This window comes from Streptomyces sp. NPDC030165 (assembly GCF_055573595.1).
The window spans coordinates 113,577-136,020 of sequence record NZ_JBVIBD010000009.1 but is presented as its reverse complement, the minus strand read 5'-3'; the positions used below and the strand labels follow the sequence as shown (position 1 = coordinate 136,020).

Sequence of the window (22,444 nt, the reverse complement as noted above, 5' to 3'; positions counted from 1 at the left end):
GTCATGTCTGTCACCACTCCGTGTCCGCGGTGCTCACGCGATACAAGACGATGGGTGTCTTCGTTCCCCTGTGGAAACCGGGCTCCTGCCGCAACCCCGACTGCCCGAACTGCCCGGAGCACACGAAACGGGCGCAGCGCCCGGCGGCGGGCGGGGCGAAGCCGTAACGCCTCCGGGAAGCCGGCCTCGGGCCATGACGGGAGCCGAGGCCATGGCCCGCATGCACCAGGAGATCGCCATGACAACCGGGGCCCACCCCACTCCGACGTCCTCTCCGCCGGTGACCGTCACCAGCGTCGACGACCGCCGAGTCGTGCTCACCCTCCGCGGCGATCTGCATGCCGACACACTCCGCGCGCTCGAAGCCCGGTTCGCCGACCCGCGTCTGCGCGCAGCCGATGCGTGGGTGCTGGAGCTGCGGGAGCTGACCCACATCGACCTGGCCTGTGCGTACGCCCTCCTGCGGGCCCTTTCCCGGCGCCCCGACGGCGCCTCGCTCACCCTCCGCGGTGCGCGCCGCACGGTGGCGCGGACCCTGCGCCACGCCGGCATCGACGCGGTCGGCGCGATAACGGGGTGATGCTGAGCAGGCTGCCCGCGGTCCGGCCACCGGCCTGCCGCCTGGGCGTCGGCCGCTCGCGGGCATGGTGGTCAGGGGCGCTCGCCGCCTTCCCGCTCGGTGATGTCGGCGCAGGTGCCGGCTGGGCTCTTGTCCTTGGCCAGGAAGATGGTCTGCGCCATCATCCGGTATCCCGACATCCCCTCGCGCAGCGTCTCGATGGACTCCTCCGGGTGCACCGAGTCGATCACTGCGTTCGGCCCCACCGCGTTGAACTGGTGTGACACCCCGCGCGGGATCTGCAGGTCCACCCAGGAGTTCGGCGGCACGATCACGTTGTGCCGGTCCCGGTCCACCCCGGCGGGCGTTGCGGGCAGCGCGTCGGTGAACGTGCTCAGCGGGCCGGACCAGCCCGCCGCCGCGGGCCGCACGGTGATCGGGGACAGGCTGGAGACCCGGATCGTGGTCCCCGGGCCCGTCATCATGCGGACGAACCGCAAGCCGGTGTGCAGGTGCATGCGCGAGCAGATGTCGCGCTCTGCGGTGTCGTAGAAGTCCATCAGGTAGCGGTCGGCGAAGAAGCCCTCGAAGGGCGGCTCCAGCATGAAGACGTCGCCTTCCTCGAATTCCTGCGCCTGTTTGAGAGCGCCGGCCGGGGGAGGGTGCGCCTCCTCCCTGCGGTGCGCCGCCCGGACCAGGCCGGCGAGGGCGTCGACCACGCTCAGGGCGGCCTGTGGGGGCAGTTGCACCACAGGGGTGAGCCGGTTCCGGTCGGGGTCCTGGTGCCGTCGGACGTCGAGGATCTCGTCCTCGTCGTCCGGGGACCGCTTCATCCGGCCGGTCGTTTCGGTGCCTTGGGTCATCCAGTTGCTCCAGTGTGCTCGTTCGGTCCGGAATCCGGCTGTCGTGCCCACAGCACGCCGCCCACGTCGTGTCGTCCGGCGCGCAGCACCGAGCAGCCCACCATGGGGAATCCGTTCGCGCGCAGCCGGGTCAGGTGCGTCCAGCGGTCCGTCTCCCCGCCCCCGGTGGGACCGCCCAGAAAGGACAGCAGCGGGCCCAGCGGCCACACCGGGCCGTCGGCCGCGGGCCCGTGCGGGAGGACGAGCAGTGCGCCGTCACCGAAGCGGGCCTCGGTGCCCAGTGGCACGGGTGATCCTTCGAAGCCATGGCGGGCCGCCACGTCCGCGGCGAGTTCCGTGTGTACGGCCAGGGGCCACTCGGTGAGCAGCGCCGTACGCCACCGTGCCTTGGTCCGGGACAGTTCCGCGTCGTCCGGGCTGTGCCAGTGCTCGCGCAGGAAGTCGAAGGCGTCGAAGACGGCCTCGCCGTCCGCTTGCGGGCGGGTCCCCACCCGCGTGGCCAGCGCGCGCAGGCCGGGGTGCTCCGCTCCTGAGCGCAGCAGGTCGTGCGCGGTGGCCGCGGCGTAGCGCAGCAGGCGTTCGTACCGGGCGGGAGCCAGCCGGCGCGCGGTGAGGGCCCGGCTCATCGCCTTGCGCCGGGGCTTGCCGGTGGAGGTCGCCAGGAACCCGCCGAACTGGATGGCCGCGGGCCGCAGCGGCACCTGTGCGTACAAGGTGCGTACGGAGGAGACGGGCTGGTCGGTGACGACCAGCCCGATGTCCTGGCCCAGTGCGGGTTCGTCCACGGCGGCCGCCGCGAACCGGCCGGTCAGGCCGGCCCCGCGCCAGTCGTGCTCCAGGTCGAGTGGGTGGTGCTTCTCCCCGCCCCGGTTGATCCGCTCGCCGGCGCGGCCACGGAGGACCAGCAGCCCGTCGCGCAGTTCGCCCAGGTCGCCGGTGCGCAGCCAGCCGTCGTCGGTGACCGTGGCCGCGGTGCTGCGGCCGTCCTGCCAGTATCCCGTCATCAGGTCCGGCGTTCTGATCCACACCTCGCCGGACTCCAGGCGCAGCTCGGTGCCCGGAAGCGGAGCCCCCACCGGAGGAATCTGCTCCAGGTAGTGGCGGCGGAATTCCGCGTCGTCGAGCCGGGGCATGGTGAAGCTGAAGTTGACCGCCTCGGTCAGGCCGTAGCCCTGACGCAGGCGCGGGCCGTACCGGCGGTGGAAGCGGCGGGCGAGGTCGGTGGTCAGCGGCGCCGCCGCGGTGATCAGGTAGTCCAGGCCGTCCGGCCAGTCGGGACCGTCCTCCAGCAGATCCGCCAGGAGGGCGGGCACGATGGACGCGGTCCTGGCCCCGGCGGCCTGGAGCGCGGCGAAGTACCCGGCCGGGTCGAAGGGGGCGTGCAGGGTCAGCGGCGCGCCGGTGAGGTGGGTGCCGAGCAGCGACATGACCAGCGCGTTGCAGTGGTACAGCGGGAGGCAGGTGCCGTGCGGGCGGTCCGGCGTCAGCCCGTGCAGTGCCGCGGTTCCGGCCGCGTTGCCCAGCACGGCGCGGCGGCTGAGCATGACACCTTTCTGCGGGCCGGTGGAGCCCGAGGTGAACATGATGAAGGCGAGGTCGTCCGGGACCGGGTGGATGTCGGGCAGGCCGGTCCGGCGCGCCCCGTGGACGTCGACCAGAGCCGCCGCGGACACGCGCCCGGCGATGCCGGCGGCCGCCCGGTCGGTGGTGCGCGGGGGCAGGGGGACCGCGACGAGCCGCAGGTCGAAGCAGGTGAGCAGCACCTCTGCCAGGTTTCGGCCGTTGGGCAGCCGGACCACCACCCGCGTACCCGCGGGCAGCTCGGTGAGGACGCCGGTACCGGTGCTGATCAACGCTGCCTCCTCAGCAAATCACCGAGCTGGGCTCCGACTTCGTCCACGTGCTGCGGCTGCATCGCTCGGTGGTGGCGTGCGTTGACGTGGCCGACGGCCAGTTCGCCACCGACGTGGGGCCGCCACAGTTCGTGGTTCGCGACGGGCTGCGGCGCGTGCGCCACCGCCTCGATGAAGGTGGTGTCACCCGGATAGAACGATGGCCGATAGGCCCGTGCGAGCTTGTCGTTGTGACGTGAGACCGCGATGACGCGGCCGATGTCGTCCTCGGTGAACCGGGCGAAGACGCTGCCTTCCCGGCGCAGCAGGGACGAGACGGTGGCGAAGTCGAGGCCCGCCGCGGCGCAGCGGTCGTCGTCCAGGCCCGCGGCCGTCAGCAGTACCTGGAAGACGCGCTGGTCGTCGATGGGTTCTTCCGGTTCGGCCGCGGTAGCGGCGATCGCGTCCACCAGGAACAGGGCTCCGGCGGGCTCGCCGAGTTCGTGCAGCCGGACCGCCATCGCGTGTGCGACCAGCCCGCCGAAGGACCAGCCGACCAGGTGGTACGGCCCGCTGGGACGTACCGAACGCAGCAGGGCCACGTACCGCTCGGCCATCGCTTCGACCGTGCCGGGGAGATCGTCCAGCCCGCCGGGCCCCTCGGCCTGGATGCCGTACACCGGGTGGTCGCGGTCGATGTGCCGCAGCAGTCCCGAGTACAGCCAGCTGATTCCGCTGAGCGAGTGCACGCAGAACACCGGTGCCGCCGGCCCGCCCGCGCGGAACGGCACGAGGTGCGCCGGCGGGCCCTCCGGCGGTGCCTCCTCCAGGAGGCGGCTCAAGGCGGCGGGGGTGGCCGCCTCGAAGACGTTGCGGACCGTCGGTTCCAGACCGAGCACGGTGCGCACCCGGTCGGTCAGCCGGGCCGCCAGGAGTGAGTGCCCGCCCAGCTCGAAGAAGTTGTCGCCGGGGCCGACCCGGGGCAGGTCCAGTACGTCGGCGAAGAGTTCGCACATCAGCTGCTCACGCAGGGTCTCCGGTGGTGGCGAGTCGCCCGCGCCGGCCCAGTCCGGTTCGGGCAGCCGGTCGCGCAGCAGCTTTCCGTTGGCGCTGAGGGGAAGCCGCTCCAGCGCGATCAGGCGGGCGGGTGTCATGTAGTCCGGAAGGTGCCGGGCCAGGTGCGCCGCCACCGACCGCAGATCGGCGTCGGCAGGGGTGACGTACCCGGCCAGGCGGCGGTCGTCGGCATTCCGGTCGTGCACGGTCACCGCGGCTGCGGCGACGTCTTCGTGGCCGGTCAGCACGGCCTCGATCTCCCCGAGCTCGACGCGATGGCCGCGGATCTTGACCTGTTCGTCGGTCCGGCCGTGGAAGCGCAGCACTCCGTCGGCGGTCCACGACGCGAGATCGCCGGTGCGGTACATCCGGTGCCCGCCCGGGCCGAAGGGGTCCGGGACGAACCGGGTCGCGGTCAGTGCCGGCCGGTGCAGGTATCCCGTCGCCACGCCCGCACCGGCCACGTACAGCTCGCCGGTCACCCCCGGCGGGACCGGCCGCAGCCGGGCGTCGAGCACGTAGCACCGGGTGTTCCACAGGGGGCGCCCGAGCGGCACCCATCCGGTCGCCACCCGGCCGACCGGGTGGGTGGTGGACCAGACGGTCGTCTCCGTCGGGCCGTAGCAGGCCAGCAGTGACGCCGTGCGGCCGGACAGCGCCTTGGCCAGTTCCGCGGGTACGGCTTCGCCGCCGATGACCGCGCGGACGTGGCGCAGCCGGTCCGGCCGCCGGGTGAGGAGGGCCTGCCACAACGACGGGGTCGCCTGCATGACGGTGACCCGGTGCCGTTCGAGCAGGGTGGACAGCTCGTCGGGGTCCCGGAGGGCGCCCTGCTCGGCGAGGACCATCGCGGCGCCGGTGACCAGCGGGAGGTACAGCTCGGGCTTGGACATGTCGAAACCCGCCGGCGAGGCCGCCAGCACGCGGTCCTCCTCGCCGACCGCCAGGTGCTCGCGCAGGGCGAGCACCAGGTTCACCAACGCGCTGTGGGGCACGACGACCCCCTTCGGCCGTCCGGTGGAGCCCGAGGTGTACGTCACGTACGCGGTGTTCTCCGGCACGGGCGCCGGTTCCTCGGCGCCTGCGGTGATGGTGAGTCCGTCGTCGCCGCGTACCACCAGCAGGGGCCGGGCGTCCGCCAGCAGCGCCGCGATCCGTCGCGGCGGCAGCGTGCGGTCGAGGGGCAGATAGGCGGCACCGATCGACTGGACGGCGAGCAGGGTGGCGGGCAGGTCGGGGTCACGCCGCAGCACCAGGGCGATCAGGCTGCCCGGACCGGCCCCGCGGGCTCTGAGCTGCGCCGCGATGCGGGCCGTTCGCTCGGACAGCTCCCGGTAGGTGAGTACGGTGTCCCCGTGCCGTACGGCCGGTGCGCCGGGAGCGCGGAGCACCTGTGCCGCGAACAGTTCGGCCACGGTGGTCGCGGGCACGTCGTGGGCGGTGGCGTTCCAGCGCGCGGTCAGCTGCTCCCGCTCACCGGCGACGAGGACCGGAAGGTCGGCGATCCGGCGGTGCGGTCCGGCCACCACCGCGCGCAGCAGCCCCTCCAGCCGCGCGAGCAGGCGTCGCGCGGAAGCCGGGGTGAACAGTTCGGTGTCGTACTCCAGCTGGCCTTCAACACCGGCTTCCGCACCGTCGGCGCCGTGGTGCTGACGCAGGCTCCACAGCAGGTCCAGGCGGGAGGCACCGCCGTGCGCCGCGACCGGCTCGACGCGCAGCCCCGGCATGTCGAACGCGACGGGCGGTGTGTCCTGGAAGGCCAGCATCACCTGGAAGACGGGGTGGCCGGACAGGGAGCGTGTCGGGTTGACCGCCTCCACCACCTGCTCGAAAGGCACTTCCTGATGAGCGAAGGCGTCGAGGTCGGTGGTCCGGACCCGCTCCAGCATGTCGGCGAACGTCGGCGTGCCGCTGAGGTCCGTACGCAGCACCACCGTGTTGACGAAGCAGCCGACGGTCTCGTGCAACGCGTCATCATGGCGCCCGGCCACCGGTGTACCGATGGGGATGTCCTCCCCGCCGCCGAGTCGCGACAACAGCACGGCGATCGCGGCGTGCAGCACCATGAACAGGCTGGTGCCGGTCGACCGCGCGAGCCGGGTGAGCCGCGCGTGCAGGTCGGCGTCCAGCGTGAATTCGACGGTCTCCCCGCGGTACGCGGACACCGGTGGCCTGGCGTGGTCGAGCGGCAGGGGCAGCGTCTCCGGGGCGCCGCGCAGCGTCTGCGTCCAGTACGCGATGCCGGCGTCGAGGTCGAGACCGCGCTGCCAGAGGGCGTAATCCGCGTACTGCACGGGCTGGTTCGCCCACTGCGGGGCCTCGCCCGCGACGCGTGCCCGGTAGGCGGTGGACAGGTCGCGGGCCAGCGGGGCCAGTGACCAGCCGTCGGCGGCGATGTGGTGCAGCAGGATCAGCAGCACGTGCCGTTCGGGCGCGGTTTCGAGCAGGAGGGCCCGGACGGGGAGTTCGGTGGCCAGGTCGAAGGTGTGGGTGGCCGCGTCCGCGAGGAGGCGGGGAACCTCCGCCTCCGAGGTGGTCACCGTCCGAAACGGCAGCTCTTCGCCTGTGCCGATGTGCTGGTAGGGCTCTCCGTCGACTTCGGTGACGGTGGTGCGCAGGCTCTCGTGCCGGACGAGTACGTCACCGAGTGCCGCGTACAGGTGGTCCGCCGACAGGGGGCCGCTCAGCCGGACCGCGAAGGACATGTTGTACACCGGGTTGGGCCCGGCGAACCGGTTGAAGAACCACAGCCTGCGCTGCGCGGGCGAGAGCGGAATCCGCTCCGGCCGCGCGGCCGGAGCGAGCCCGGCGCGCGCTGCGCCGGCCGGCTCCGCCAGGCAGCGCGCCAGGTCGGCGACGACCGGGGTGTCGAAGAGGGTACGGATGCTCAGTTCACGGCCGGTCTCCGCGCGCACCCTGTTGATCAGGCGGGTGGCCAGCAAGGAATGGCCGCCCAGGTCGAAGAAACTGTCCTCCGCGCCGACTTCGCGGACTCCCAGCGTCTCCGCGAACAGCCTGCACAACAGGCGCTCCCGTTCGTTCCCGGGCGGGCGGCTCACCGGCAGCGCCGCCTCCGGTCCCGGCAGGGCCCTGCGGTCCAGCTTGCCGTTACCGGTCAGCGGAATCTCGTCGACCGGCAGGACGAAGGCGGGCACCATGTGCGCGGGCAGGACCGTCCGGGCGTATGCGCGCAGCTCGGCGGGGGCCGGCCCGCCCTTCGTCACGGCGTAGCAGAGCAGCCGGCCGCCGTCGGCGTCCGCGTCGGCGAGCACCACGGCCCGGTCCACGGCCGGGTGCTGTTCGAGGACGTGCTCGATCTCCGCGGGTTCGATGCGGTACCCGCGGATCTTCACCTGGTGGTCCACCCGGCCCAGATACTCCAGCGTGCCGTCGGCCCGGCGCCGTGCGAGGTCCCCGGAGCGGTACATCCGGGTACCGGGCGCGCCGAAGGGGTCGGCGACGAAACGGCTCGCGGTGAGCCCCGGCCGTCCCAGGTAGCCCCGGGTCACTCCGGGGCCGGCCACGTAGATCTCACCGGGGCAGTCCGGCGGGACCGGCCGCAGGGCGTGGTCCAGCAGGTGCAGGCGCAGGTCGGGCAGCGCGGTGCCGATGACGCCGGCGGTCTCGTCGGGGTCGGTCAGCTCGGTGTGGGTCGCGTGCACGGTGGTCTCGGTGATCCCGTACATGTTGACGAGCGCCGGCCGTCCGGGTCCGTGCCAGGACCGGATGCGGGTGAGGTCCAGCGCCTCACCGGCGAACACGACGACCCGCAGCGCGGGCAGTTCCGGCCCGGCCTCCGCTTCGGCCCGCATGAGCTGGTAGAACGCCGAGGGTGTCTGGCTGAGCGCGGTGACCTGTTCCCGGGCGAGCAGTTCCAGGAACTCCCGTGGCGACTTGGTGACGTCGTCCGGCACCACCACCAGGCGGCCCCCGCGGCCCAGCGCCGACCACAGTTCCCAGACCGAGACGTCGAAGGCGTAGGAGTGGAACAACGTGTGCACGTCGTCGTCACCGAAACCGAACCGGGTGCCGGTCACCGCGAGCAGTCGCGCGACATTGCGGTGCGACACCACGACACCCTTGGGCGTTCCGGTGGAGCCCGAGGTGTAGATGACGTAGGCGACGCTGTCGGGATGCACGGCCAGGCCAAGGTCCTCCGCCGGATAGTGGGCGGCCGGATCGCTGCCGTCCAGCACGATCTGTGTGTGTGGCACCGCGATCGGCTCGCCGGTCACGACGAGCACGGGAGCGGCGTCGGCCATCGCCTGCCGGATCCGCTCCTGGGGGTGGGCCGGGTCCAGAGGCAGGTAGCCGGCTCCCGACTTCAGTACGGCCAGCACGGCGACCACGAGGTCGACGGAACGCCCGAGCCGCAGGGCCACCAGACGTTCCGGCCCGGCCCCGCGCGCGACGAGGAGCCGCGCGAGACGGTTGGCCCGCGCGTTGAGCTGCCCGTACGACAGAGTGGTGCCCCCGAAGGTGAGGGCCGGGGCCGTCGGCCGACGGCGTACCTGATCCTCGAACAGCGCGGGCAGGGTGGTCAGGACGGGCTTCGCCGCGACGTCGGCAGGTCTGTCCTGCCCGGCCGGGAGCAGCGCGTCGAGTTCGTCCGGTAGCAGCAGGCCGAGCTGCCCCAGCCGCGCCTCCGGACACGCGGTGATCCGGTGGAGCAGCGCGCTGAGACGGTCGAGCAGGCGGCGGGCCCCCGCCTCGTCGAACAGGCCGGTGCTGTGGTCGAGGCGGAGCCGCAGGCGCCCGTCGCCCGGCATGGCGATGAGCGTCAGCGGGTAATGCGTGCCGTCCCGCCCTTGGACGTCCAGGAGTTCCAGGCCGGGCACGCCATCGCGCAGTGCGTTCATATCGACCGGGTAGTTCTCGAAGACCACGACCGTGTCGAAGAGTTCGGGATGTCCGGCGATCGACTGCAGCCGCGTCAGATCGGCGTGCTGGTGGTCCAGCATGGACAGCTGCTGGGCGCGCAGCCCGGCGAGGGACTCGGCGACCGACCGGTGCGGGTCGAGGCGGACCCGCACGGGAATGGTGTTGATCAGCAGGCCGACGATGTGCTCCGAACCGGGCAGCTCCGCCGGTCTGCCGGAGACCGTCGCCCCGAAGACCACGTCGTCACGGCCGGTCAGGGTGGACAGCAGGACGGCCCATGCCAGCTGTACGACGACGTTGGCGGTCAGCCCGTGCTGCCGCGCCACGGTGTCGATCCGCGTGCTCGTGGTCCCGTCCAGTTCGGCCGTCAGCGTGTGGCGGGCCGCGGCCGAACCGCGTCGCCCCGCTCCGCCGACCAGCGTCGGACCGTCCACGGAGGACAGCAGCGCGCGCCAGGCGGACTCGTCCGCGCGGGAATCCCTCGTCGCCAGCCAGTCGAGGAAGTCGCGGTACGGCGGCGCGGGCGGGAGCGCGCGGCCGGCGTAGAGCGAGAACAACTCCCTGATCAGGATCGGCATGGACCAGCCGTCCAGCAGGAGGTGATGTGTGGTCAGTACGAAGGTGTGACGGTCGTCGGCCCGGCGTAGCAGGGCCGCCCGGACCAGCGGAGGGCTGGCGAGGTCGAACCGTCGCCTGCGGTCGGTCTCCAGGAAACATGCGAGATCCTGGTGCCCGGGTATCTCCTGCCACTCCACGGCGGAGTCCGGTACGGCCACCAGCACGGGGCGGCCCGACGGTCCGTGCCGGACGCCCGCGGCGAGTTGGGGATGGCGCAGCAGCAGGCGGTGGAGTGCGTCGCGCAGCGCGGCGGGATCCAGCGTTCCGCCGAGTTCGAAGACGAACTGGACGAGGTACGGGTCCGCGCCGTCATGGTCGTAGAGTGAGTGGAACAGCAGCCCCTGCGCCAGGGGCGGCAACGGCAGTTCGCCCGTCGCCCGGGCGCGGGCCCGGTGCACCAGCGCCGTCAGCACGTCGAACCACCGCCGCCCGAGCCCGGCGACCCGCTCTTCGGCGAGCAGCCCGTCCGGCCAGGACCAGTTCGCCACCAGGCGGGGGCCGTCGGGATGCTCGGCGATCACCGCGTCGAGTTCCACAGCGTGGCTCATCGCCAGTCCGCCGCCGGCCGGCGCACCGAGCACCGTGGCCTCGGCCACCGCCCAGTCGCCGTCACCGCCGACGTCGAACCGGCCCAGGTAGTTGAAGGCGAACTGCGGCGTCGGCCGGGTGGCCAGCACCGGGCCGCTCTGCGGGTTGAGATGACGCAGCAGACCGTGAGCGAGCCCGGCGCGCGCGGCGTCCCGTACGCACGACCGCACCATGGCCACCGCGCCGTCCAGCGCCGCCGGATCGGTGCGGGCCTCCGCCCAGGAACACCCGGGATCGAGCACCACGGGGTACAAGGTGGTGAACCAGCCGATCGTGCGGGACAGGTCGAGGTCGGCGGCGAACTCCTCACGCCCGTGGCCTTCGAGGTCGACCAGCAGCGTGTCCGGCCCCTCCCGCCAGTCGGCGGCGGCCAGTGCGAATGCGGTCAGCAGCAGTTCGTGCACCGAGCAGTCGAAGGCCGCGGTCGCGTCGGACACCAGGCGCGCGGTGAGAGCGCCGGACAGGGTGGACGCGTGCCGGCGCCGGGCGTCCTCGGTGTCCACCGCGCCGTCCAGGGGCCGGAGGGTGACCGGGGGATCCTCGGGAGTCCTCTGCCACCGGGAGAACTCCTCCAGCACGGACGGCTGATGCGCGTACTGGACCAGGGCCTTCGCCCACTGGGGGAAGGAGGTCCCCGTCGGCTGGAGGCGTGGTGTGCGCCCGTGCCGGACGGCCTCCCACGCGGCCCGCAGGTCTTCCTGGATGATGCGCCAGGAGACACCGTCGACGCTCAGGTGATGGACGGTGAGGGTCAGTTCGCCCCGTTCCGCCGGTCCGGCATCCCGCCAGCTCGCCTGGACCACCTGTCCGTGCCCGGGACGGAGCACGGTGCCGGGCCGGTTCAGCTCGACGGTGGCGCTGGGCCGCACTTCCAGAGCCCACAGCCCGTCCACCATGGTCAGCGAGAGCCGCAGCATGCCGTGGTGGTCGACCAGCGCCTGCACCACCGCGCACACCTGCGCTGCGGTCATGCCCGCAGGGGTGCGTACGGTCAGGGACTGGGCGAAGCCGTCGATGGGCCCGCCGCGTTCGCGCAGCCAGTGCATGATGGGTGTCAGCGGGACCGTGGGGTCGTCCGCGTCGCCCAGCACGACCCGGTGCCCCGGCTCCGGCCGCTCCGCTTCGGCGGCAACGGCCAGGGCGGAGACGGTGGGCGTGCGGAACACGTCCGGGGTGCTGACGGCCAGACCGGCCCGCTGGGCCGCGCCGGCGAGCTGGATCGCCTTGATGCTGTCGCCGCCGAGCTGGAAGAAGTCCCGGTCGAGCGGGACGTCCGTCAGGCCGAGGATGTCGCCGAACAGCTCGGCCAGCCGGCGTTCCGCTGCGGTGCGCGGGGCGCCGGCCGGGGCCACGTCACCGGCGTCCGGAGCGGGCAGCGCGGCCCGGTCGAGCTTGCCGTTGCGGGTCAGCGGCAGCCGGTCCACTGCCACCAGGGCCGACGGCACCATGTACGGGGGCAGCCGGTCCGCCAGGCGCCCGCGCAGCGCCGTCGTGTCACCCGAGGCGGCCACGTAGGAGACCAGCTGGCGCACTCCGGGCCGGTCCTCACGCAGGACGGTCGCGGCCTGCCGCACGCCGGGCTCGGCCAGCAGCGCGGCGTCGATCTCGCCCGGTTCGATCCGGTAGCCGCGGAGCTTGACCTGCCCGTCGGCCCGCCCGGCGAATTCCAGCTGTCCGTCGTGGTTCCAGCGCGCCAGGTCACCTGTGCGGTAGACGCGGGCGCCGGGCGGACCGGAAGGGTCGGGGACGAAACGCTCGGCGGTCGCGGCCGCCCTCCCGAGGTATCCGCGCGCCACCCCCACGCCCCCGAGGTACAGCTCACCCACCACGCCGGGTGGCACGGGCCGCAGCGCGTCGTCGAGCACCCGTACCCGCTTGCCGTCCAGCGGTACCCCGATGGGGACCGATCCGGCGTCTTCGGCCACCTTCCCGACGGTGTACCTGGTCGCGAACACCGTGGTCTCGGTGGGCCCGTACCCGTTGACGACGGTGAGTTCCGGCAGCGCGGACCGGACGGCGCGCGCCGCCGCGGGGGACACCACGTCGCCGCCGGTCCAGACCTGGCGCAGTCCGGCCAGCCACGCGGGGTTGTCGGTGGCGATCGCGTTGAACAGTCCAGCGGTCAGCCACAGCCCGGTGATCCCCGTGGCGGCCGTGAGCCGGGGCAGCCCGGCCGGGTCCAGCCGCCCCGGCGCGGCGACGACCACCTCGCCACCGGTCAGCAAGGGCACCCACAGTTCCAGGTTGAACGCGTCGAAGGCGTGCGGCGAGTGCAACAGCACCCGTTCCGCGCCGCCTTCGTTCCACCACCGGTCGGCGGCGAGCCCGGCGAGGTCGCCCTGGGTGACCGCGACGCCCTTGGGCCGCCCTGTGGAGCCGGAGGTGAACATCACGCACGCCAACGCTTGTGGCGTGGCCGCCCGCAGCTCCGGGCTGCCGGTTCCCCTCGCCCGTACGTCCAGCTGCCGCACCCCCTGGGCACGGGCCCGTGCGACGATCCGGTCTCCTTCGGTGTCCCGGTCGGTGAGCAGCACCTGTACGTCCGCGTCGGACAGCACCGCTTCCTGCCGTGGGATCGCGTCGTCCCGTTGCAGGGGCACGTAGGCCGCGCCCGCCTTCACCACCGCGAGCGCCGCGACGACCAGCTCCACCGACCGGCCGAGCAGCAGCGCGACGGTCCGCTCCGGGCCCGCGCCCACCGCGGTCAGCTCGACGGCCAGCGCCGAACTCCGCACGTCCAGTTCGCGGTAGGTCAACCGCTCACCGGTCTCGACCGAGCGCACCGCGAACGCGCCGGGCGTGCGGCCGACCTGTTCGGCGAACCGGCCGACAGCCGTGTCGTGAGGCGCGGCCGACGCGCGGGCGCCGGTGCCCAAGGCGGCGCTGCGCCGGCGCTCTCGCACGGTGGTCGCCGCCACCCGCGCCGACGGCGTGTCCCGGTCGGCCTCCGCCACCTGCCACAGCACGTGCAGAAAGCGGTCGGCGATGTCGCGCAGCAGTTCCTCGCCGTGGTTGGCGGGGTTGGCGTCGAAGTCGAAGCGCAGCACGCCGTCGCCACGGTCGTAGGCCACGATCGAGAGGTCCTCCGACGGTGGCGCCTGCAGGTTGTGCACCGTCGCGGTCACCGCGCCGAACCGTAACGGGCGGTCGAAACGCTGGATGTTGAGCACCGGGCCGAAGAACTTGCGGCCGTCCTCCGGGCAGCGCAGTTCCCGCCGCAGGTGTTCACCCCGGTAACGCTGGTGACGGCGCACCCGCCGCAGTTCGTCGGCGGTCCGGTCGAGCAGCGTGCCGATCGAGGCGGCCGGATCGGCGTGCAGTCGCAGGGGGAGGACGTTGGCCGACATCGCCGGTACGGTGCGGGCGAGCTCGGGCGGACGGCCGGCGACCGGCAGACTCAACACGACATCGCGGCTACCGGTCACCGCGTGCAGATGGACGGCGGTCGCCGCGGGGAGCAGCCGGGTCCAGCGGTGCCCGAGCCGTTGCGCACCGGCCCGCAGTCTTTTGAACTCCTCCGGCGACAGCACCCTGGTCAATCGCAGCGAACCAGCCGTGGCCGCGGCCGGACAGGTGCCCAGACTCGGGAAGTCCGGCCGCCCGGCCAGCTGTTCCAGCCACCACTCCCGGTCCGCGGTGCGGTCGGCGGACCCTTGGTAGGCGGCCTCGGCACGTAACAAGGAGCGGAGCCCGGCCCAGCCGCTCCCGGGGACGGCGCGCCCGGCGTACAGACAGCTGTAGACCTCGGCGACGCGTTCGGCGAACAGGGCCATCCCCGCGCCGTCGAGAGCGATGTGGTGCACCCGGTGGAACACCAGCGAACGGTTATCGGCGACGCGCAGCACGGCCCCCAGGAACAACGGCCCGGCGCCGCTGCCCCCGGCTTCGGCCATACGGGCCCGCATCCACTCCAGCGCGGCGGCGTCCGGATCGGAGGTTCCCCGGAGGTCGACCACCTCGACGCAGTGTTCCCGGTCCCGGAGAAGCCGCTGCACCGGCGCAGAAACCGCCGCCCCGACGATACGGACGTTGACCGCCTCACAGTCGGTCGCCGCTCTGCCGACCGCGGCGGCCAGGAGGCCGGCGTCGGCATCACCGTCCAGCACGAGGTACTCGGCCCACTGATAGGCGCCGGGCCGGCTCAGGCCCGCCTGCTCCGCAAGCCAGACCCCGAGTTGGGCATCGGAGAGCGGCAGTTCAAGGCGGTCTTCGGGCATGAGAGCGAGCATCCCCATCGGTCGTGCCGGCATGACGCCGGCGGGCTGCCGTCGGATGTGGCCAGGCTGATCGAAGAACGGACCGCCTCATCGAAGCACGGAAGGCAATGAAACAGTAAAGAGACAGCAATGCGTTCTATCTCACGTTTGGGAGAGGTCTCTCAAGTGTGCTGGTGAGCAAGGCGGAGGCCCCGGCCGACGTAAAAAATTCCCGCAGACCGGCGCGGCCCATCGTGCAGGCCGGGTGGCCGTCGTCATCGAGACCGGGCGTCGGCCTCCTCAGAGCCAGCCGCGCCGGGCCGCCTGGACTCCCGCCTGGAAACGGGTGGTGGCGCCCAACCTGTCCAGGAGAGCGGATACGCGCCGTACGACAGTGCGGCGGCCCACTCCCAGGTGCCTGGCGATCGCGTCGTCGGTGGCACCGCTGGCCATGAGAGTGAGGATTTGGCAGTCCCGGGCGTCGATCTGCGTACCGATGCCCGCTGCCGACACCGGAACGGCGAGTCTCCACAGGGATTCGAAGACGTTGGACAGCGCTTGGAACAGGCTGGACGGACGTATCAGGAGGGAGACGACCTCGCAGTGGTCGTCGGCGGGGAGGGTGACCACCGCCAGCTCGCTGTCGCAGATGGCCAGCTTCATGGGGGGATCGTCCAGGGTCCGCGCCTGTTCTCCCGCCTCGATCATGCGGGCCATGTTGGGCCACGCGATGGGGTCGTCGAATGCGGAGCCGTGGTAAATGGCTCGGTAGACGACTCCGGCGGCCATGCGTTCGCGCTGCAGGGCTTCCTGCGCGAGATAGTGGTCGGACGTGCCGGAGTACGGCGGCACGTCGATGACGCGGATCTGGTGGCGCGCCGACTGCTGGAGCTGCCGGCTGACCGCCAGGATGCGCGCGGCGTCCTCGACGACTTCCAGCGCGCCGTAGTGACCGGCGTCCCTCCTGGCGAAACGGTAGAGCCGTTCCAGCTCCGTGCCGGTCCGGCGCAGCGCTGTCCGCAAGGCGTCATCGCGCTGCAGCAGCGCCTCGACGACCTGCGTCGGTGGTGCCGCTTCCCAAGAGGCCTCCGCCTCCGCGGTCCCGGGGGCCGTCGTCACGACGATGTTCTCGGCGGTGAGTTCTTTGAGCACCGCCCGGACGGCGGTCTCGCTCAGTCCGGCCCGGGCCGCCAACCGCCCGGCGGACTGGTGCGGGTGACCGACCAGGGACCGGTAGACCCGTCCGCGGTCGGAGTCCGGGTCCAACACGTCGTGCACGACTTCCCCCTCGCCGTACCGGGGCCGGACCGTCCGGCTCCCGGAGCCTACTGCGCGGTCAGCGCACTCGCGCCAGTGGCCCAACTGCGCCACCTGCGCCTATGGCGCCACGCGGGGCGATGCGATGAGATTCCCGGTGACCGGCTGCATCACCCGTCCCACGGTCTTCAACCCACCCCGAGGACACCTGATGAGATCAGCTTCGCCCGCCCGGCTGCGTGTGAAGGCAGCAGTCGTCGCCGTGGCCGCGACCCTCCTTCTCCTGGGGCTGCCGTCCCCACGCGCCGAGGCCACGGGCTCGGAACCGCCAAAGATGACCGACGGTTTCGGCCTGACCCAGGTCGGCAGCACCACCGGCTCCGCAACCAACTTCGTGATCACCGTGACCACGCCCGAAGTCGCCGGTGAGCACCGTATCCGCATCCTGCTGCCCGGCGACTACGCCGCCCACCCCGGCAAGCGTTACCCGGTGCTGTACTTCTTGCACGGCGCGTCCGACGACCCGGGCAACCCGAACCTGGCCTACCCCGCCCTGACCGCGGCACAGTCGATGATCACGGTCATTCCGGACGGCGGACGACGGGGCTGGTACTCCAACTGGCTCGACCAGGGAACCGCCGCCGGCGCGCAGAACTGGGAGAACTTCCACATCAGCCAGGTGATCCCGTTCATCGACGCCAACCTCCGCACCGACGCGAGCAAGAAGGGACGGGCCGTCGCCGGCCTCTCGATGGGGGGATTCGGCGCCCTGCACTACGCCCAGCGGCACCCCGGCCTGTTCAGCCAGGTCGCCACGCTCTCCGGTGCCAACGAACTCTCGATGAACCACGCCGTCATGCGCGCGGCCGTCGTCGCCACGCTCACCAACATCGGCGCCCCGCTCTGCGGCAGCTCCGACCCCACGTGCAGCCTCGACTTCGGACCCCCGGTGTCCAGCGACGCGATCTTCGGCACGCCGTACCCGATCCTGGGCGCCGACTGGCGCTGGAACGAGGCGGACCCGGTCTCGCACATGGACGTGCTGGCACGGGCCGGGACGGGTGTCTCGATCTACACCGGCAACGGCAAGGGCAGTTCCACCGAGCCGGAATTCTGGGTGCAGTCGGCGTCCCAGCACGCCAAGGAGCGTCTGGATGCTCTCGGTCACCCCTCGCACTACGTGGACTACGGCGACGGCTCCGGCTGGGGCACCGCCTGCGACGGCGGCCACACCAGCGGTTGCTGGGCCCAGGACCTCGTGGACTTCGTCCCGCGGCTCGAAGCGGCCTTCGCGGCAGCCGCCTGACTTCCGTCACCGACAGACAGGGTTGCTTTCATGATCAGACGACTGGGCATTCTGCTGCTGAGCCTCACGGTCATCTGGACCGTGGCGGTCGGCGCCGCCCGGGCCGAGGCGGGCAAACGCGTCCACAACGGGATGCAGATCCTCTTCAGCCCGTCGCTGCCGTTCGCCTTCTGCACGATCGGCGCGGTGGGTACGGACAAGTACGGGCATCGGATCGCCATTTCGGCAGGCCACTGCCTCAAGGACCCCGACGGCACCTACGCGGACCGCGAGATCCCCGAGGACGTCGCGCCGGTGTACGACCGGGCGGACACCGGGTTCGGCCCGATCGGGCACGTGCGCTACTTCAAGGACCCCGAGGGCTCGGACACGGGGCACATGACCAAGGACTACATGATCATCGAGCTGGTGCCGCAGGTGACGCTCTCCTCGCAGGGCCCCTACCTGAAGCAGACCGGCGAGGTGGAGGTCCCCGGCGGGACCGCCAGCCCGAACGCCCCGCACCCCGCACTCGACACCGAGCGGCTGCTCGCGACCGGCGACAACGAACTCATCGTGTCGGGCCAGACGGGGGTGTGGTTCGGCACCATCATGGACAACACCGGCGGCATCTACCGGTCGGCGGCCGCGAACCTGACGGGTGACTCGGGCGGCCCGGCCATCCGGCACGTACCGGGAACCGAGCTTCCCTCCCAGGACAACAACTTCCAGGCCGCCGGCCCCTGGGCCGGGATCACCAAGGCGATCACCTTGTCCTTGCCGCCGTTCGAGTACACCAGCTCGGCCAACATCCTCGCCGACCTGCGCGCCCGTGACCGCGCCCTACCCGCCGGCGTCTTCGGCGCGGGCTTCGAGGTGACCGACAACCCTTGAGGCCGGCCACCGGCGCGGAACGCGCGCCACCGCCGGGGGAGAAGCCGACGCTGATCGTCCCACTCCCACCGGTTCTGTCTTCACGGACCACCCCGAGGAGGGAAAGCATTGCTCACCACCACGCCGTCAAGACGTGCGATCACCACCGTACTCGGCCTGCTCACGCTGGTGGCCGCGCTGCTCACCGCGGCGCCCCCGGCACGAGCGGCCGCGGTTCCCGCGTTCGAGCTCACCCCGCTGGTCCCGGCCGGTCCCGACCACCAGCAAAGGCTCAGGGCCGAGGTGGAGTACTGGACCCTGGGGAAGATGGCCGACGCCGGCCTCAACAACGAAGACCGGGACGCGACCCCGCCCCCCGGAGGCTGGGACGACCTCAGCAAGCCGTGGCCGCGGAAACAGGGGCTGGTCTCCCGTACCGCCGGGAAGATCTTCATGGAGTACACGGACGTGGAGACCGGCGCAGTCTCGACGTCCTCGTGCTCCGGCAACGTGGTGAACAGCGCCAACCGCAGCGTCGTACTGACCGCCGCTCACTGCCTGCGCATCCACACCCCGCTCGACGTGGGTTTCGGGAACGTCGTCGCCACCAACATGGTCTTCGTACCGGGGTTCAACGGAGCGAACCTGCCCCGCGACCCCTCCCGCACGGAGCTCCCCGGCAAGGACATCGCCCCGTACGGGGTCTGGGGAGTCACCCGCCAGTGGATCACCAACACCTGGAGCCAGAGCGCCGACTGGCTCCTGGGGCGTGACATGGCCGCGGTCCTGGTGGCCAGCCCCGACGACCCGCGCCCGATCGGTGAGGTCACCGGAGGCCATGAGGTCGGCTTCGCCCAGCCACAGAACCGGACCCACCACATCTTCGGCTACCCGACCATCAACGAACGCAACTACTACCGCCCCGGCAACGTGCCCGCCGCACTCCAGCGGACCTTCGACGGCCGGAGCCTCATGGTCACCCAGGGCACCAGCCGGAACGACCCCGTCTACTACAACGACGTGATGGCCGGCGCGCAGTCACCCGGCTGCAGCGGCGGTGCCCTGCTGCAGAACTTCGATCCCGCCACCGGCGCGGGCCTCCAGGTTGGGGTCTTCTCCCGCTACGACGATCCCGCCCAGATCATCGGCATCCTCGGCTGGGTACAGGGCCCCAACATGAGTTCCACCCACTTCGGTGCCGAGGAACAGGCCGTCTACAACGCCGCCCAGACGGCCAGCCTGGCGTAGGCCCGTCGGCGCCTGGTCGCCGTGCAGCCCGCTCCGACCGGAGGACGGCCGAAGCGGGGTGGAGCCGGCAGCGCACCGGTTTCCCGGCGGATCGCCCCTGTGCGGGGCGCCGCCGGGTTTCCCGGCCGAGGGCCGGCGGTCGGGCGTTGTCTGACGGTGCCGGTCGTGAGGTGGCCGGTCACCGCACCTCGTCGAAGGCCATTCCGCGGAGCTGGGCGCGGGAGCCCACCCCGAGTTTGGGGAACGCCTTGTAGAGGTGGTAGCCCACGGTGCGGGGGCTCAGGAAGAGGCGCGCGCCGATTTCGCCGTTGCTCAGTCCTTGTGCCGCGAGGTGCACGACCTGGTGTTCCCGCACGGTGAGGGAGGGCTCGTCGGCGGCCCTGGCGGGCGTGGCGGCCCGGGCGGACCGGTCGCCCGCCGCTGCCAGTTCCATACGGGCCAGCCGGGCCCACGGCAGGGCGCCGGTCCTGCGCAGTTGGTTCTCGGCCAGCCGCAGCTGCCTGCGGGCGAGCTTGATACGGCGCTCGCGGCGCAGCCACTCGCCGTACAGCAGCAGGGTGCGGCCCGTTTCGAAGGGACAGATGCCGGTCTTGTCCAGGGCGGCGGTGAACAGTTCTTCGGCACGGTCGCCCCGGGCGAGCAGGGCTTGACAGCGCAGCCTGGCCGCGAGCAGGGGCGGGCCGTCGTGCGGGTGGAGGCCGCCGATACGCCGCAACGCCTCCTCGGCGCGCCGGGGCTCGCCTGCCCGGACGCAGGCCTCCACGTAGTCGGGAAGGACGAGGCGGCGCAGCATGAAGTGGCCGGCCGCACCGCCCACCGCACAGACCTCACCCAGCAGCTGCGCGGCATGCGCGGGCCGCCGTTCGGCCAGGCTGTTCAGGCCCAGCGCCCAGTGGCCGAGCGTCACCGCGCTGGCTATGCGGCGCGGCACGGCGACATCCAGGGACTCCTGCGCCAAAAGGAGGCAGCGGGCGCTGTCGCCCTGGGCCGCGGCCAGCCAGGCGAGCATGGCGCGCAGGTGGCTCGCGGCACCGAGCTGTCCGGTCTCCAGGGCCAGGGCGAGGGCTTCGTCGCCGTGGGCGATGGCCTCGGACCACTGCCCGGTGACCACCTGGAGGGCGACGAGCGGCGCCAGGGACATGGGCAGCGCGCCGATCGCGCCGTTGTGGCGCAGGGTGTCCACCGCCCGCTCCAGGCTGTCGCGCAGGGGCAGGGTGGCGTTCAGGAGGTGGGGCAGGAACGTCGGTGGCCACACCCAGGGGCGGGGGTCGTCGGTACGGATCCAGGTGTCGGGGATGCGGGCGCCGCGCGCGTCGGCTCCGGCGGAACTCTTGGGAGCGGCAGTGCGGTCGGCAGCGAAGCCGCTCAGGTACCGCAGGTGTCGTGCCAGCGCGTCGGGGGATTCGCCCTCCGATGCGCCGGATCGGCCGCCGTCCGCCGTGGCCAGACGTTCCAGCATCTCGGCTGTGTGTGTCAGACGCCCGGGATCGTCGGCGACCCAAGCGGAGCGGGCGGCCATGGCCAGGGACTCCCGGGCGAGGTGCGGGTCGGAGTCCCCTACCAGTTCGGCGCCTTCGAGGAGCGCCGCGCACGCTACGGACGGGTCGCTGGAGGCATGGGTGATGGCACCGCGCACCCGCACCAGCCGGGCCCGCAGAGCCGGCCGGTCCACCAGCGGCTCCGCCTCCTTGAGGAGTGCCTCGGCCTGGCTGGTCTGGGCCGCGGTCCAGGCGCAGTCGGCGGCGTCGATGAGCAGCCGGGCCCGTAAAGGGGGCGACGGAGCGAGGGCGGCGGCGCGGCGCAGAGCCCTGGTGGCGGTGGCGACGCCCCCGGCGCGCCGGGCCCGGGCGGCCATCTCCGCCAGCAGGTGGCAGACCTGCTCGTCCGGGCCCACCGCCGCGGCGGCCCGGTGCCACACGTGCCGGTCGTCGCCTGCGTCGAGAGCCCCGGCCAGGGCGATATGCGCGGCGCGGCGCATACTCAGGGGAGCGCCCTGGTAGAAGGCGGAGCGGACCAGGGGGTGTCTGAAGCGCAGGCGCTGCTCATGGAGGGTGAGCAGGCCGGCGCTCTCCGCGGCTGCCAGTTCGTCCATGGCCCGGTCGGTGTCGCCGGCGGCGCGCAGGATGACGACCAGATCGCCTTCACCCTCGGCCGCGGCCAGCACGCAGGCATTGCCCGGCCGGGCGAGCAGGTCGCTGACCCGGTGCCGGTAGAGCCGCTGCAGCCGCTCCGTGAGCGGCAGTTCCTCGGGCAGTGCCGCCGCGCCGTCGAGCTGGGCGCGGCTGAGGGCGAGGGGCAGCTCGGTCAGGGCCAGCGGGTTGCCGCCGGCCGCGCGCAGCAGCCTGTCGCGAGTGGCGGGAGCGGCATGCGGCAGGTGCCGGGCCATCAGGGTCGCGGCGGCGGCCGGGGCAAGCGGGCCGACGTGCAGTTCGGCCAGGCCCGGGGCGGGAAAGGGACGCGAACCGTCGCGTACGGCGAAGACGATGCCGACCGCTTCCGCGCCCAGCCGCCGGGCGACGAACAGAAGGGCGTCCGCCGACGGAGCGTCGAGCCATTGGGCATCGTCGACCAGGAGCAGCAGGGGAGTGGTGCGGGACGCCTCCGACAGGAGGGTGAGCGCCGCGAGCGCCACCAGGAACCGGTCGGCGGGGGCGCTCTGGAGGCCGAAGGCCGAGCGCAGGGCGACGCTCTGGGGCGGCGGAAGCCGGTCCACAGAGGTGAGTAAGGGCAGGAGTAACTGATGCAAAGCGGCGAAGGGGAGTTCGGCCTCGCTCTCGACACCGACCGCACTGAACACCGTCACGTTCGGTTTCACTTCGTGTGCCATCTGCCGCAGTAGCGCGCTCTTGCCGATACCGGCCGCGCCTCTGATGACGAGGGAGCCGCTGCGCCCCTCGCTCAATGCGGAAGCGATCCGCGTCAGTTCGCGTTGTTCCTGCTCCCGACCGACGAGCATGCCGGATTGCCTTTCTTCGCGACCACCCCCGTCGACTGATGCATTGACTGATGAGCGGGGATTTATGCCATCTCATTGCGTAATCCTGGCCCGCTGCGCCGCCCGGAAAGACTCGTAACCCGACAGATGCCCGGTCGTCGGCCCCCGGCGGAAGGTAGCTGCCGAGGCCGATCACCGGACGCTTTGCACAGAGCACCGACTCGGCCGTACCGGACCGTTCTCACGAGGAATG

The 22,444-nt window shown here is 72.3% G+C and carries 9 protein-coding genes; 4 read left to right on the top strand and 5 right to left on the bottom strand.

All coding sequences use genetic code 11. The features are described from left to right. The first annotated feature begins 193 nt into the window (after window positions 1–193). Window positions 194–580, top strand: coding sequence for an STAS domain-containing protein (locus tag ACZ4Z1_RS18860; protein ID WP_468487709.1), 387 nt, complete (start codon window positions 194–196; stop codon window positions 578–580). A 71-nt stretch (window positions 581–651) separates the two neighbouring features. Here ACZ4Z1_RS18860 and ACZ4Z1_RS18855 read toward each other — a convergent pair whose 3' ends face one another. From ACZ4Z1_RS18855 to ACZ4Z1_RS18840, 4 genes are all read right to left on the bottom strand, one after another. Continuing rightward, window positions 652–1,422: a hypothetical protein gene (locus ACZ4Z1_RS18855; protein WP_468487708.1), complete on the bottom strand. Its 771-nt coding sequence runs from the start codon at window positions 1,420–1,422 to the stop codon at window positions 652–654. Further along, entirely contained in the window at window positions 1,419–3,275 is a 1,857-nt protein-coding gene (locus tag ACZ4Z1_RS18850; protein WP_468487707.1) for a class I adenylate-forming enzyme family protein, read from the bottom strand. The genes ACZ4Z1_RS18855 and ACZ4Z1_RS18850 overlap by 4 nt, the downstream gene beginning before the upstream one ends. Next, window positions 3,272–14,614, bottom strand: coding sequence for an amino acid adenylation domain-containing protein (locus tag ACZ4Z1_RS18845; RefSeq protein ID WP_468487706.1), 11,343 nt, complete (start codon window positions 14,612–14,614; stop codon window positions 3,272–3,274). The genes ACZ4Z1_RS18850 and ACZ4Z1_RS18845 overlap by 4 nt, the downstream gene beginning before the upstream one ends. Window positions 14,615–14,893: 279 nt before the next feature. Further along, complete coding sequence (locus ACZ4Z1_RS18840; RefSeq protein WP_468487705.1) at window positions 14,894–15,871, bottom strand: LuxR C-terminal-related transcriptional regulator; 978 nt, start codon at window positions 15,869–15,871, stop codon at window positions 14,894–14,896. 187 nt (window positions 15,872–16,058) lie between these two features. Here ACZ4Z1_RS18840 and ACZ4Z1_RS18835 point away from each other — a divergent pair, with 187 nt between their 5' ends. The 3 genes from ACZ4Z1_RS18835 to ACZ4Z1_RS18825 all read left to right on the top strand — a co-directional run bounded on the left by ACZ4Z1_RS18835 (window position 16,059) and on the right by ACZ4Z1_RS18825 (window position 19,256). Next, window positions 16,059–17,156, top strand: a complete 1,098-nt coding sequence (locus ACZ4Z1_RS18835; protein ID WP_468487882.1) for an alpha/beta hydrolase — start codon at window positions 16,059–16,061, stop codon at window positions 17,154–17,156. A gap of 30 nt (window positions 17,157–17,186) precedes the next feature. Further along, a complete protein-coding gene (locus tag ACZ4Z1_RS18830; protein WP_468487704.1) occupies window positions 17,187–18,029 on the top strand; it encodes a chymotrypsin family serine protease in 843 nt (280 codons plus the stop codon). A 108-nt stretch (window positions 18,030–18,137) separates the two neighbouring features. Beyond that, on the top strand, window positions 18,138–19,256 hold the full coding sequence (locus tag ACZ4Z1_RS18825) for a trypsin-like serine peptidase (protein WP_468487703.1): 1,119 nt from the start codon (window positions 18,138–18,140) through the stop codon (window positions 19,254–19,256). A 178-nt stretch (window positions 19,257–19,434) separates the two neighbouring features. Here ACZ4Z1_RS18825 and ACZ4Z1_RS18820 read toward each other — a convergent pair whose 3' ends face one another. Further along, complete coding sequence (locus ACZ4Z1_RS18820; RefSeq protein ID WP_468487702.1) at window positions 19,435–22,212, bottom strand: helix-turn-helix transcriptional regulator; 2,778 nt, start codon at window positions 22,210–22,212, stop codon at window positions 19,435–19,437. Window positions 22,213–22,444: the final 232 nt, after the last annotated feature.

What these genes read in the sequence shown, in the direction of transcription:
- ACZ4Z1_RS18860 (WP_468487709.1), top strand. Translation starts at nt 194, where the DNA reads ATGACGGGAGCCGAGGCCATGGCCCGCATGCACCAGGAGATCGCCATG.
- ACZ4Z1_RS18855 (WP_468487708.1), bottom strand. Translation starts at nt 1,422, where the DNA reads ATGACCCAAGGCACCGAAACGACCGGCCGGATGAAGCGGTCCCCGGAC.
- ACZ4Z1_RS18845 (WP_468487706.1), bottom strand. Translation starts at nt 14,614, where the DNA reads ATGCCCGAAGACCGCCTTGAACTGCCGCTCTCCGATGCCCAACTCGGG.
- ACZ4Z1_RS18830 (WP_468487704.1), top strand. Translation starts at nt 17,187, where the DNA reads ATGATCAGACGACTGGGCATTCTGCTGCTGAGCCTCACGGTCATCTGG.
- ACZ4Z1_RS18820 (WP_468487702.1), bottom strand. Translation starts at nt 22,212, where the DNA reads ATGCTCGTCGGTCGGGAGCAGGAACAACGCGAACTGACGCGGATCGCT.